Origin of the sequence: Novipirellula herctigrandis (assembly GCA_007859835.1) — a bacterium.
In the GTDB taxonomy this organism is placed as follows: Bacteria; Planctomycetota; Planctomycetia; order Pirellulales; family Pirellulaceae; genus Novipirellula_A; species Novipirellula_A herctigrandis.
In genome coordinates this window covers 4,035,888-4,049,475 of the sequence record SJPJ01000001.1, presented here as the reverse complement: position 1 = coordinate 4,049,475, position 13,588 = coordinate 4,035,888, and the positions used below count along the sequence as shown (strand labels likewise).

The window sequence follows — 13,588 nt, the reverse complement described above, 5'->3', positions numbered from 1 at the left end:
GGCTAAACATCCAAATTCCGGACATCGAGAGCGTGTTTTTCGATAAATTCGCGTCGCGGTTCGACTTTATCACCCATTAATAGCCGGAACATTTCATCGGCAGCACCGACGTCGGCCAAATTGACTTTTACAAGCGTTCGGTTTGCCGGGTCGAGTGTGGTTTCGCGGAGCTCTTCGGCGTTCATTTCACCAAGCCCTTTAAAGCGTGTTAGCTGCAACCCTTTTTCACCCGCGGCACGAACTTCAGCGAGTAATTCTCGCAAATCCCCAAGCGGACGGCGAATGTCTTCGCCACGAATCAACTCAAATCGCGGCGCTGTCGCTCCTGTGCGTTCGATAGGAATCAAGTCTTCCAGACCAAAGCCAAGTGGTTGTAGATCCTTTAGCCCGCTATTGATCGTACGAACTTCGTGAAGCTCTGCCAAATGTGCCATTACTTCGGGATTTTCTGAATCGGTTTTGGATTCCGCGTCCTCTTCGTTGACCCCTTCGAGTTCGTCGTCATCATCCACTTCGTTATCGAGTCGCCAACCCTTTTCGTTTAGCAGTGTTTCGACTTCGTCTTGCGAATGGAACCAATGTTCTTCGTTTTCATACGTCAACAAGTGCGAAGGCAGCTTTCCGGAAACGGGGTCAAGCCGGACAGCATGAATCCGTAAGCTAATGCCGCGTCGTTCGAGCGCAATGATCGCGTCTTCCATTGATGCGAGTGCCGTACAAAGTTGACGCATCGTTTCGCCTTCGGCTCGACGCCCATCTTCGGATTCAAAAAAGGTGTCGTTGAGTCCGCGTTCAAGCAATTGGCCCTTCATCTCTTCTTCGCTTTGGACGTAGTATCGCGATTTGCCATGCTGAACACGGAACAGTGGCGGTTGGGCAACGTAGACATGCCCACCGGCGACGAGTTGGTACATTTGGCGGTAGAAGAAACAAAGCAGCAGCGTTCGGATGTGGCTGCCGTCCACGTCCGCGTCAGTCATGATGATGATTTTGTTGTAGCGGCGTTTGGTCAAGTCTTGATCGGCACCAATTCCGGTTCCGAAAGCTTGGATCATCGATTGGACTTCTTCGTTGGCAAGGACTTTGTCTTCGCGGCTCTTGTAAGCGTTGATGATCTTACCACGTAGCGGCAAAATCGCTTGGTATTCGCGCATCCGGCCACCTTCGGCCGATCCGCCCGCCGAGTCACCTTCCACCAAGTAGATTTCGCACTCTTCCATATTCTTGCTAATGCAGTCGCGAAGTTTGCCAGGCAACCCACCGCCCCCAAGGGCGTCTTTTCGCTTCCGCAGCAAATCTTTCGCCTTCCGAGCGGCTTCACGGGCCTCGGCGGCAAGCAAACCTTTACGAACGATCGTTTTGGCGATACGAGGATTCTCTTCCATGTATTTCGCCAACTGCTCGCCGACGCCGGTGTTGATGATTCCTTCAACATCGCTATTGCCGAGCTTCGTTTTGGTTTGCCCTTCAAATTGAGGATGGGGGACTCGGACGCTAATGACCGCCGTTATCCCTTCGCGAAAATCGTCGCCACCGGGTACGGTTCCCTTGAATAGGTTTTCCTTTTTGCCATAGGCATTCAGCGTACGCGTCAGTGCCGAGCGGAAACCGGAAACGTGCGTTCCTCCTTCAATGGTGTGAATGTTGTTCACATAGGATTGAACGTTCTCGGTGAACTCGGTGCTGTATTGCATCGCGATTTCGTATTCGGTGCCATCCTTTTCGCCGATGATTTGGATCACATCGGTGTGCAATACGTCGCTAGCACGATTGAGGTGCTCGACGAATTCAACGATCCCACGTTCGTACTGGAAGTCGCCACCTTCGCCGTTGCGTTCATCAAGAAATTTGATGTGAACGCCACTATTGAGAAACGCCAATTCCTGCAAACGTTTGCTGAGGGCGTCGAAGTTGTATTTTGTAACGCTAAAGATTTTCCTGTCGGCTTTAAACGTTGTTTTGGTGCCGGTGCGTTTGGTGACCCGTCCTTTGACGACGGGGCCGGTTGGGACACCTCGCTCGTATTCTTGCGTCCATGTGTATCCATCGCGGCTGACTTCGACTTCGGCCCATTGGCTCAAAAAGTTCACGACGGTCACGCCAACGCCATGCAGACCGCCGGACGTTTGGTAGGCACCTTTTTCGAACTTGCCACCGAACTTCAAGACCGTCATTACCCCTTCCAGCGTACTGACTTCTCGGTCGAGTTCTTCGGAAAGTTGGTCGTGACGTGTGACGGGAATCCCACGGCCATCGTCTTCCACCGTGACGCTGCCGTCGGTATGAACGGTGACCGTAACCGTATTGGCAAACTTGGCCATCGCTTCGTCAATCGAATTGTCGACGACTTCGTAGACCAAATGGTGCAGCCCGCGCGTAGAGGTGTCACCGATGTACATCCCCGGTCGTTCACGAACGTGTTCAAGGTCCGACAAGTGTTGGAGGTCTTTATCAGTGTATTCGGCCTTGGCACTGGTGCGGCCGGCTTCGACCGCTTCCCGAGCTCCTGCGGCGACAACTTCGCGAGCCTTGGCTGCGGCTGAATCTTCCGCTTCCACGGCAGCTCGGGCTGCAACATAATCGTTGACCGATGCAGCAACCGGTGGGGGAGTGGTTTGGCCAGCGGCATCGTCGCTAGAAACGGGAGTCGAATCGGGATCCGAAGGGGTATCGTCGCTCATGAAAAATCCGAGTGAACATCGCTATGGTTAACACGAGAAAAAACGGTGAATTCACGCCGTTTTGGGAACCGAGAAGTTTACCATTTTTCGAGACTTTCCGCGATGGTACGTCGGCTACGGACCAGGGCAACTCAGTTTTTGAATCTGGATAAGATTTTCAGTAGGTCGCTTGGCTTGGTTGCGAAGGTCCGAAGGGTGGAGGCGACGACCTTGTGGCCCGGATCACGAAGAATCGTTAGGCTTGCGTTGCGAAGGCACGCCAAATTGACCGGACCATGATCTGTGCGAGCACGACACTTATCCTCGCCCATCGTTACGTCGCGAACCCAGTGCAAACAATTTTCGATGCCCCAGTGACCGCGTCCCCGATCCAGAATGTGCGTCGCATTGGCTCGGTCTGGCCCCAAGCTTGTAATCGCATTTGAGGCGTCGGTTACCCGCTCTTGGCCGATGATCCGCGTTCGCTCAATGCGAATCGCTTGGGCGAAGCCTGCCCAGTCAAGATAGCTACCGAGTCTGCTGCTGGAGAAAAGATGGCGAACTTCGCTCGCCCGTGTCCCTTGTCGACTTCGCGAACCTCATCAAGCTGCTGACGGCGAAGGCGTTCGCTGTAGGGGGGGAAGGCCGGGATTGAAATCCGACTTGATCGTCTTATTCAACTCCGGCTGATTGTCTTTGACAGTGATGAGATAGTCACCGCCAGAATCGATGATCTGTTGGCAAAGTTTCTTTTGGCAGAACATCGCGTGCCCCGTGATCACCATGCCGTCAACAACCAACGACTTGAGCAGCAACATGGCGGTTCGATGCTCGTTGGTCTTGGGGTTCATTTTTAGCTGAGCCAGTCCACCGCCCGATGCGTGCTCTAGCAGGGAAATCAGATGAATGCTTTGCCGGTGTGGTTGCAGTGTTCCGCAAAGCGTTTTGCCATCAATCTCGCCCCACGGCGCTTCGTCGTGGTAGGTCTTTCGCTGAGCAGGTGTTGAACCCACTTGGAGATGGCATTTTCAAGAGCCTCCGGTGGAAGGTCGATCAATAGTGACCGATAACAATTCGCTGTCGGACGCTTTCGCCTGAAGCCGATCGCGTGCCAAAAGCTCGGTTCTTGATTACTAATCCACTAGGCAATGGCGGTGCAACCGGTCGCGCCAGTGAGCAAGCCGCAAATAGTCGCCGCCAGCATGGCAGCTAAAGGATGGCGTCGTCCCAGTCGCCGTCGAGGATCGGGAATCGCGGCCAAAATGGCCAGCAATTCCCCGTCTGCGGGGATGGTCACGGATCGATCTCCGGAAGTTCAAATGCACTCCGTTAATGCAACAGACTCATATCTACGCATCAAACTACCCAAAATCAAACAATGAGTTGCCCTGGGCTACGGAAGGAATAGGTGTTCAGCCAGTCGCCGGGGCCCGGAAGATTCGTAAACCGCAGATTCTCACAGCCCGATTACTCGAAGCGATAAATGCATTCCCCCCTGACGCTATTGGTCAAAAAGTAGACCTCGCCCGACGGATCCTCGCCAAACGCCAATACTGGGAAACTATCCGAAATGACTTGTTCGTTTCGTGTCGCAAGGCCTGTTTCGGCGTCGTAGGACAATGCCCAAATGGTGCCAGCAACGTAGTCGGCATACAAATACTTGCCATTCAGTTCGCTCACACGATCGGATCGGTAAACGCGGCCCCCCGTGATCGATTTTCCGATCCCATGGTCATATTCCCAAACCGGCGTGATTGGGTCGCTCCGTTTTTCGTTTCTCGGGCGATTCCCAAACGGATGTGTTCCTTCTCGCACGCTCCATCCGTAATTTCCGCCTCGGACAATCACATCGACTTCTTCCCAAAGTTCTTGACCAACATCGCCGCACCAAAGCCGACCAGTTTCTTTGTCAAACGCGATTCGCCACGGGTTGCGAATCCCAAAGGCATAGATCTCGGCTTGAGTCCCTGTCACGTCCACAAAGGGATTGTCTGAAGGGATGCCGTAAGGTTTTCCTTCGCTTGATTGGTCGACATCGATCCGCAGAATTTTGCCGAGGATCTGGGATAAGTCTTGCCCCGAAGCCAAGGGATCGTTTCGGTAGCCACCGTCGCCAACGCCAACGTACAGGTAGCCGTCGGGCCCAAATTCGATACATCCGCCATTGTGATTCTGGTAGGGCTCATCAATTTCGAGTAAGACTTGTTCGCTATCAGGGTCAGCTTGGTTAGGGTTGTCTTTGGAAACACGAAAGCAAGACAAAACTGATTTGTTCTCGCTCCGATGCGAGTAGTACACATAGAATTTTCCGTTCAATTCAAATTCGGGATGCATCGCCAGCCCAAGCAAACCTTGTTCGTTGGCTCCCGTGTTGGCCCAACTTTTCACTTTCCCGCGTAAATCAAGGAACAAATGCGATTGGCTAACATCCGGTTCGTTTTGGAACGTCCAAATCGCGCCAACTTGGGAAGCGGCAAACAATCGATTGGATGTATCGTTGGCAAAAGTTAGCTCGATCAAACGCAGCGCACGGACTTGTCCTGCATCGTCGATTCCTTCCCATTGATCCCAGACCAAATTGGGAAACGCCAGACGGCTTTTGCGTCGGAGGTGTCCATGAATCGGCGCAGGAACCGACTCGTCTTTGCCTAAACGGCGGACCTTGATGTTGCGAAACGCGACTTCATCACCGTGATCTTGTAAGCAAATGTGGCCGGACCCGGCTTTTCCAAATTGCGGAAAGGCAGCAAACTTGCTCTTGGCGACGCGTTGCTGCCACCTGTCATCACCGATTCGGAAGTTGTAGTAATGGTTGCCGTTCAGGCAAACGAGGGATCCGCTCGGAGCGACACGGAGGTATATTTCGTTCCACTGACCCGCGGCACGCGTCGCATCGATCGTCGGCTTGTCTTTCATCCAACTTGGTGGCGTCGATTGATAGAGTTGGTATAGCCAACCTGCTTTTTGCGGATCATGCCCGCCGACGTTGTCTTGGATTTGAAGTTCGGGACCAGTGTGCCACGGCGGCCCATCGGTTTCGACGACATGGAACATCACGCCGCTATTACCCCCGGGGCTGATTCGATATTGCAATGACAATTCAAAGGCATCGAACTTCTGCTTTGTGATCAAATCCCCTGCACCACCCGATTGGCGGATGAGGTTGCCGTCTTTCACTCCCCAGCCGTCGGAGACTTCGGTTTGGTTGTAATTACGCCACGAGTGGGTCGATGTGCCGTCGAAAAGCAATTCCCATCCACTGAGCCTTTCCGATTCCGTCAATACGTTTGCGTCCGGAGCGTCTGCCATCACGGCGGTTGGGCCACAGGAAAACGCCAGCAGGCTGATCAAACCGAGAGGCAATCGCATGTTTTGATTCCATTAAAGACGAGGGAATTAGGACGAGGGAATTAGGACGAGGGAATGGAGACAAGAGAGTTGTTTGTGGCCGTGTTCTTGGCGGTGAACGGTTTTCGGACGAGCATGGTAGCGGGCATCGAAATAGCCGCAACCGCCAAAATAAGTATTGTTAGCGAGACTTCTGTGGGCAATGAGCGGAATTGGCGATGGCTAGTGATTTCATAAGGCGTCTTTTTTTTGCCTTGGATGGTCTCGCGAAACGACCATTCTGCAGTTCAAGCATGTTAAACTAGACACATCCGCAATCGCTTCTGTTTTCAACCGATCCGATGACCTACGAGTTGTTGTCCTCGTTGCTATTTCATGAATACGACCCAACAAGCCTACGATTTTCTCGCTCCCCCATCCCAGCCAGGTGATTTGGGGATGCTCGGCGCCTATCGCGTCATTAGCGAATTGGGCAAAGGAGGCATGGGGTTTGTTTTTCGCGCCGAGGATACTCGTCTCAAGCGGACGGTGGCGTTGAAAGTGATGAATAAAAAGATCGCGGCGACTCCAAACAGTCGGACGCGGTTTATCGAAGAAGCTCGAGCCATGGCTGCGGTCCATCACGACAATGTGGTGGTGATCTTTGAAGTGGGTGAGAGAAACGGCACGCCATTCATGGCCATGGAGCTGTTGAAGGGCCGAACGCTTGATGCGGTAAACTCAAAGAAAGAGCAAATGCCCTATGGCAAAGTTCTCGATTTCGCGATCCAGATTACTCGGGGTTTGAACGCCGCTCATTCCAAGGGGATTGTGCATCGTGATATCAAGCCTGCCAACATTTGGGTCGAAGAGGGAACCGATCGAATCAAAATTCTCGACTTCGGATTGGCGCTGGCGCAAACGCCGGTTGATCGGCTTGCGGGAACGGGATCGGTGATTGGAACGCCCGGCTATTTGTCGCCCGAACAAGCACGCACCGATCCGCTGGATGATCGAAGCGATTTGTATTCGCTCGGAGTTGTTCTTTACGAACTCTGTACGGGCCGTTTACCTCTTACTGCGTCGACAGTCTCAGGCCAATTGGTTGCCATCCTTTCTCATAAGCCCAAGCCGATTCACGAATTGAATCCCGATATTCCGGCGCCACTCGCCCGTTTGATTCATCGGCTATTGGCAAAAGAGTCTCGGGATCGTCCCTCTTCTGCTGCGGTGCTCGAAGAGCTACTCAACAAGGCAGCCGTCGAGTGCGAAGCGAAAAGCGAAGTCGCGTTGGCGATTAACAAGTTACAAATGGGCCTCAGTGAAGTTGTCAGCAAGAAAGAAGGCGATCTCTTTGAAGTTGTCCCAGATGTGTTTCCCGAAGCGGTTGAAGATCCGTTGGCGGTTCCGGATGCGCCAGTCAATGGTGGGTCGGGATCGATTCCAAGCATGCCTGCGGCGATGTCTAGCCCGATGGCAAAACCGATGGCAAAACCGATGGCGATGGGAAAGGCCGCGAACAAGCCCACTGGGGCACCAAGTTGGTTGATGCTGTACGGACCGTTTATTGGCGCTGGTGTTGCGGCGGTGATTTTGATTCCACTGGGCGTGTTCTGGTTTACCGCTTCGGATCATTCTGGCCTCGCATCGCAAGGCAATGTAATCATTGTGCCACCATCCAACGGAAGTCTCGCAACTGCAACACCGCCCACGCCCGCTGTGACGCCCCAGCAAAATAAACCACGGAAAAAAGAACCCAAGCCCAAACCAAACAATACAACTTTGTCCAACGTCCAATTGGATCCCATTGATCGATCGGATGGGCAGCAAACGCAGGGGCAGCCAGCAACGTCGGCGAGCGTGCCAACCGAGTCGGATTCCGTGCCTCCCGATTCGGAATCGATGCGCGATTCAATGCCGCTCATCGAGCCCGAGCCTGGACCCGAGCCCGAGCCCGAGCCTGGACCCGAGCCTGGACCCGAGCCTGGACCCGAGCCTGGACCCGAGCCTGGACCTGAGCCCGAGCCAAATCGCCAGCAAGAAACGATACCCTCCCTCGAAACCGTCGTGATTACGACCGCCGAGGGCAATGGAGCAGATTCGTCGGTGAGTCGTACCGGGGGTAAAGATCCGCTCGGACAGAATGCAACGATCGCTGTGCGAATGCGGAAGGGAAAAGAGCTTGAACATGCCTACATGCGATTTGATTTGTCGTCGCTGGGTAAGTCCAGGGACAGGATTCAAGATGCCGAGTTGGTGTTGGCGCTGACGGGCGACGAGAAGCCTGCTTTGACGCTGCTGCGGTTGTACGGAACCGATAATCCGCTCGCAGAAAAGTGGGGCGAATCAGGGCGGTCCGCGATATTTTGGCGCAATTCGTTTTCGAAGGTTGGCCTTGGTTCTCTCGGCGTTTTGGATGAGAAACGCTTGACTCCGGGACAGGACAGCAGCGATACGCAAATTCGCTTGGGCGGCGAAGCGTTGGCAGAATTTCTTCGCAATTCGAAGACGAAAACGGTGACCTTGGTGCTGTCCGGAGGTCAAGCAGACGATAGTTTGCTAAGCTTCGTCAGCCGCGAAGGGAGTGCGGGGCAACCGCCGAGGTTGGAAATTAAACTTTCCGCCAAATAACCGTTGTACTTGACGCCTTTTTCCCACGGTGGCTCTTTTTAGACGTGATACGAAAATGAGAACCTATTGACCGCTAACGAATCCGAGTCACCGCTAGGACGCCCACAACGGCAAGCTGCAATCGCGTTTATCCTGCTGACACTTTTTATTGACATTTTGGGTATCGGTATTGTCGTTCCGGTGTTACCAGAATTAGTGCAAGAATTGATCCAAGGGGATCAGTCACAGGCCAGCTTCTACGTTGGTGTGATCGGTGCGGCTTATGCCTTGATGCAATTTTTGTTTGCTCCGATCCTGGGCGCGCTGTCGGATCGTTTTGGTCGTCGCCCCGTCTTGTTAGCGTCGCTATTTGGTCTTGGGATCGATTTTTTAATTCAAGGATTTGCACGTAACATTTGGTGGCTGTTCGTCGGTCGGTTGCTTGCCGGGGTTATGGGGGCCAGTATCACAACCGCCAATGCTTACATTGCGGACGTTTCCACCGATGACAACCGAGCTCGCAACTATGGTTTCGTGGGCATGATGTTTGGTCTCGGTTTTACGATTGGTCCGGCGCTGGGCGGTTTCCTTGGCAGTGTCGATTTGCGGTTGCCGTTCTTTGTCGCGGCCGGTTTAGCACTGGTGAATTGGCTATACGGCTTCTTTGTGTTGCCGGAATCACTGCCGCAGGAAAGCCGCAGCGATTTTCGTTTGTCCAGTGGCAATCCTTTTGGGACCATGCGTCAATTGAAGGCCTATCCCTTTGTCACCGCACTTGCGATCGTTTTTGTTTGTAAATCACTTGCCCAACGAGGTCTCGAAAACGTCTGGGTTCTTTACACCGGATTTCGTTTTGATTGGGATGCGGCGGCAAATGGAAAGGCGTTAGCACTGGTGGGAATCACTGCGATCATCGTTCAAGGGGGAATGGTTCGGCCCTTCATTAGACGTTTTGGTGAACGCAACGCTGTGATGTTTGGCACCCTGATTTCAGCGGTTGCGTTTGCAGGCTATGGATTGGCAACCGAGGCATGGATGATTCCCTGTGTGATCATTGTTGGCGCGATTGGTGGTGTCGCTGGGCCTGCGGTCCAGAGTTTGATTGCCGCAACGGTCAATGAGTCGGATCAAGGAAAGGTGCAAGGAGCCTTGGCGTCGCTCGTCAGTTTGACAAACGTGATCGCGCCGATTTTTTTCACTGCTGGATTGTTCAATTATTTCACGAGCGACATGGCACCCGTCATTTTGCCAGGGGCCCCATTTTTAGCCGGTGCGGTAATCTTGATCGTATCGCTGATTATTGCTTACCGCGTTTTCTATCGATTTCCGCATGTTGGTTCGAGTGAAGCAAACGTAACAAAGGGCGCCGAGTGAAACTTGTCTGTGCAAAGCCGAGCGATTGGTGGCTGCCGCGGATTTGGGCGTTGATGTTGTTGGCTTTGGTTGCCGGTACCTTCCCGTTATGGCTTGGTGGTCGAACTGTGTTGGCAGTGCCAATGATCGGTTCGGCGGCAAACCTCCCCACTTTGTTGCATGGGTTGCCGATGATCGTTTTGGTCGTTGCCTGTGTTGTTGCGGTAGTCGGGGGGCGATACGTTCGATGCGCATGGTGGTGCGTTGCGTTGTCGCTTTGCCTCTCCTTTTTATTGAATCAACATCGTTTGCAGCCATGGGCGTACCAAAGTGCAATCTACGCAACGGTGTTTGCGACGATGGATCGCTTATCGGCAAGACGATGGTTGATTCCGATGGCGGCCAGTTTGTATCTCTATAGCGGATTGGGCAAACTTGATTACCAATTTGCTCACACGGTTGGGCAAGATTTTCTCAGTGCGATTGCATTGCCGCGAATTGGTTCGCCTGTGGATTGGTTTGAACATCACACATTGGCTTGGTTGGCGTTTGTTTTGCCAGCCTGTGAAGCGGTGATCGCAGTCGGATTGTTGATCCCCAAAACACGCCGATTCGCTGGCGGACTCGTGATCTTGATGCACTTAACCCTGCTCGCAATTCTCGGCCCCTGGAATCTTGGGCACAGCCTCGGTGTGCTGCTTTGGAATACGCTACTGAGTATTCAAGCGTGGTTTCTGTTTGTGGTTGCACCGGATGAGGCTCAAGAGGCAAAGACCCCCAATTCCAAATTGACTTGGATTCCAATCTCATTGTTGGTCGTTGCCATTGTGATGCCCACAACCGAGCGGTTCGGCATTTGGGATCACTGGCCTTCTTGGGCACTCTACTCACCTCATAACAGTCGCGTCGATGTGGAGATACATCGCTCGTCGTCGGAGCGATTGCCCGATGATATTGCCATCCATTTGAGTGATCGGGACGGCGATGGGTGGAACCGATTCGATATGGCAGGTTGGTCCCTTGCGAAACTTCGCGTTCCGATTTATCCGCAATCGCGATTTCAGTTGGCAGTCGCTAGCCAATTGGCGAGCGAAAACGGACTGGGACGATCCATTCGCGTTATTGTTCGAGGCGTTTCGAATCGCCGCACGGGACAGCGAACCGAGCAGCCATTGTTGGGGAGTCGCGAAATCGATGTGGCACTGGACGGCTATTGGCTCGCTTCGCCATCGATCGGGAACTAAAGCTGTTAGGAATCTCACTTTTGTCAACTTGGCGAAATGGAATGGTGATGGCTAGAATGGCCCGCACCAATCAATTGCCTCGATTGGTTTCCCGATCCCAAATGAAAACAAGCGAATCATACAGTGAATGTTTCAGCATTTCTCGAAAAGAACTTTCGTCACTTTAATGCCCGGGAACTCCTCAGCGCCGCGAAAAGCTATCGCGATTTCGTGTCGGCGGAACAAAACGGCAAGATGATGGTGACGCTTGCCGGGGCGATGAGTACGGGTGAGCTTGGTATTTCGCTGGCAGAAATGATTCGCCAAGACAAGGTCCATGCGATCACCTGTACCGCGGCCAATTTGGAAGAGGATATTTTTAATCTTGTCGCTCATGACGAATATCGAATCATCGAGGATTGGCGAGCGTTGTCGGTCGCCGATGAAGTCGCATTGCGTGACGAAGGGTTCAATCGCGTCACGGATACATGTATCCCCGAAACCGTCATGCGACACATCGAGCGAAAACTATTGAAGCTATGGCAAAAGGCTGCGGAGAACAAAGAGTTCAAAATGCCAGCCCAATTCATGTTCGATTTGCTTGACGATGACGATTTGGTTCAGCACTACCAAATTCCGCGAGAGAATAGTTGGTTGGCGGCTGCGAAAGATGCCGGTATTCCAATCTTTGTCCCAGGGTTCGAAGACTCGACATTGGGCAACATCTATGCGGCACGCGTGTACGAAGGGAAAGTCGCAAACCACCAAGCGATCGCATCGGGCACGATGCAAATGGAAAAATTGATCCACTGGTACAAAGAGACTTCGCCGAAAAACCCGATCGGTTTCTTTCAAGTCGGCGGGGGAATTGCGGGAGATTTTCCCATTTGTGTTGTCCCGCTGATGATTCAAGATTTGAAACTGGATGTTCCTTTGTGGGCGTATTTTTGTCAAATCAGCGATGCGGTTACCAGCTTCGGTGGCTACAGCGGTGCGGTCCCGAACGAGAAAATCACTTGGTGCAAATTGGAACCTGAGGCACCAAAATTCATGATTCAAAGCGACGCGTCGATCGTCGCGCCGTTGATCTTTGCTTATGTGATGGGAATGTAATCAGGTTGTGTATTCCGAGTTGAAGCGGACATAGTCCGTCGTGAGGTCGCTGGACCAATAGGTTGCAGTTCCCTTACCGTCGCCGACACAAAGATCAACCGCCACTTCGTTATTCGATTTCATGGTCGCACTTAAAGACGCCGCATCGAATTTTCGTGGTGATCCGTTTTCATAGATCAATTCCTCGCAAACACGAAGCGATACTTTGGCCGGTTGCATCGGTTCACCGGCGTAGCCTGCTGCCGAAACGATTCGGCCCCAATTGGGATCGCCACCGGTGATAGCGCATTTTACGAGTGGGCTGGCCGCGATCGTCTTCGCGATGGTCTCTGCGGATTTGTCGTTCGAAGCACCCGATACGTGGATCTGCATCACATGCGTTGCACCTTCACCATCGGCAACGAGTTGTTTGGCAAGGTGGATCGCCAATTCGGTCAACTCTTTTTCAAACAAACAAAGGGAATCTCCCGACAGCGGCGCTTCATCGCCACTGGCCAAAAGCAGTAGCGTGTCGTTCGTGCTGGTGTGGCCGTCCACGCTGACGCGGTTGAAGCTGGCGTTTGCAACACGAGTGAGTATTGCTTTGGCTTCGTCTGGGGCGATTGAGGCGTCGGTGCAAATGACCGATAGCATCGTTGCCATATTCGGCGCGATCATCCCGGCTCCTTTTGCCATCGCTGCGATGCGGATGGTTTTGCCGTCAAGGTTCATGTCGCGAGATTCTGTCTTGCGAGCATTGTCGGTTGTACGGATCGCTTCGGCGGCTTCAACAAAGCTCGTCTCGTTGCTCGCCAAGCGGCCAAAACATTGATCAATGCCCGATTTGACCTTTTCCATTGGCAACAATTGACCGATCACGCCTGTGCTCATCACTAACACATCGGTATCCTCGCACCCTACCAACGACGCGAGTTGGGAACACATGGCTTTGGCGTCGGCGTCACCTTGTTCGCCTGTGCATGCATTGGCGTTACCGCTGTTTGTGACGACCGCCCGGACGGTCGCCGAGGGTGTTCGCGAGCGAGACAAAACGACGGGAGCGGCTACAATTTGGTTAGTCGTATAGACGCCCGCCGCGACGAGTGGTCGATCCGATACAATCAGACACATGTCGGGCTTTCGGCTCGCCTTAATGCCACAAGCGACGCCAGCAAAACGAAACCCGGTCGGTAAGAACATCGACGAATTGGACACAGCATGCCTCGTGAACAGAAACTCTTGCACAGAAAACAGTGAATTGACTTTGGCAAACAATAAGGGGCACAACGCTCCACATCAAGCTACCGGCGACCAGGACGACGA

Annotated in this window: 8 protein-coding genes and 1 pseudogene; 4 read left to right on the top strand and 5 right to left on the bottom strand. The window is 53.1% G+C overall.

Annotated features, from left to right (window positions below; all coding sequences use genetic code 11):
- Positions 1 to 2 precede the first annotated feature (2 nt).
- The 4 genes and pseudogenes from CA13_RS15015 to CA13_RS14995 form a co-directional block, all read right to left on the bottom strand.
- The gene (locus tag CA13_RS15015) at positions 3 to 2,681 is read right to left on the bottom strand and encodes a DNA gyrase subunit B (RefSeq protein WP_146397939.1); all 2,679 of its coding nucleotides are present in this window, start codon (positions 2,679 to 2,681) and stop codon (positions 3 to 5) included.
- Positions 2,682 to 2,812: 131 nt separating this feature from the next.
- Positions 2,813 to 3,673: pseudogene (locus tag CA13_RS35230) on the bottom strand (ISAs1 family transposase).
- 128 nt (positions 3,674 to 3,801) lie between these two features.
- Positions 3,802 to 3,957 carry a transposase family protein gene (locus CA13_RS15000; protein WP_146397934.1) on the bottom strand — a complete coding sequence of 52 codons (156 nt, stop codon included), beginning with the start codon at positions 3,955 to 3,957 and terminating at the stop codon, positions 3,802 to 3,804.
- A gap of 170 nt (positions 3,958 to 4,127) precedes the next feature.
- Complete coding sequence (locus CA13_RS14995; protein ID WP_146397932.1) at positions 4,128 to 6,029, bottom strand: PQQ-dependent sugar dehydrogenase; 1,902 nt, start codon at positions 6,027 to 6,029, stop codon at positions 4,128 to 4,130.
- 354 nt (positions 6,030 to 6,383) lie between these two features.
- Here CA13_RS14995 and CA13_RS14990 point away from each other — a divergent pair, with 354 nt between their 5' ends.
- The 4 genes from CA13_RS14990 to CA13_RS14975 all read left to right on the top strand — a co-directional run bounded on the left by CA13_RS14990 (position 6,384) and on the right by CA13_RS14975 (position 12,286).
- A complete protein-coding gene (locus CA13_RS14990) occupies positions 6,384 to 8,618 on the top strand; it encodes a serine/threonine-protein kinase (protein WP_146397930.1) in 2,235 nt (744 codons plus the stop codon).
- 66 nt (positions 8,619 to 8,684) lie between these two features.
- Positions 8,685 to 9,971, top strand: a complete 1,287-nt coding sequence (locus CA13_RS14985) for a TCR/Tet family MFS transporter (protein ID WP_419194385.1) — start codon at positions 8,685 to 8,687, stop codon at positions 9,969 to 9,971.
- Complete coding sequence (locus tag CA13_RS14980; protein WP_146397928.1) at positions 9,968 to 11,194, top strand: hypothetical protein; 1,227 nt, start codon at positions 9,968 to 9,970, stop codon at positions 11,192 to 11,194. The genes CA13_RS14985 and CA13_RS14980 overlap by 4 nt, the downstream gene beginning before the upstream one ends.
- 123 nt (positions 11,195 to 11,317) lie before the next feature.
- The gene (locus CA13_RS14975) at positions 11,318 to 12,286 is read left to right on the top strand and encodes a deoxyhypusine synthase family protein (RefSeq protein WP_146397926.1); all 969 of its coding nucleotides are present in this window, start codon (positions 11,318 to 11,320) and stop codon (positions 12,284 to 12,286) included.
- On the opposite strand, the gene argJ is transcribed toward CA13_RS14975, so the two are convergent.
- Positions 12,287 to 13,465 (bottom strand): bifunctional glutamate N-acetyltransferase/amino-acid acetyltransferase ArgJ, encoded by a 1,179-nt coding sequence (argJ, locus tag CA13_RS14970; protein WP_146397924.1) that lies wholly within the window; start codon positions 13,463 to 13,465, stop codon positions 12,287 to 12,289.
- Between the last annotated feature and the right edge of the window lie 123 nt (positions 13,466 to 13,588).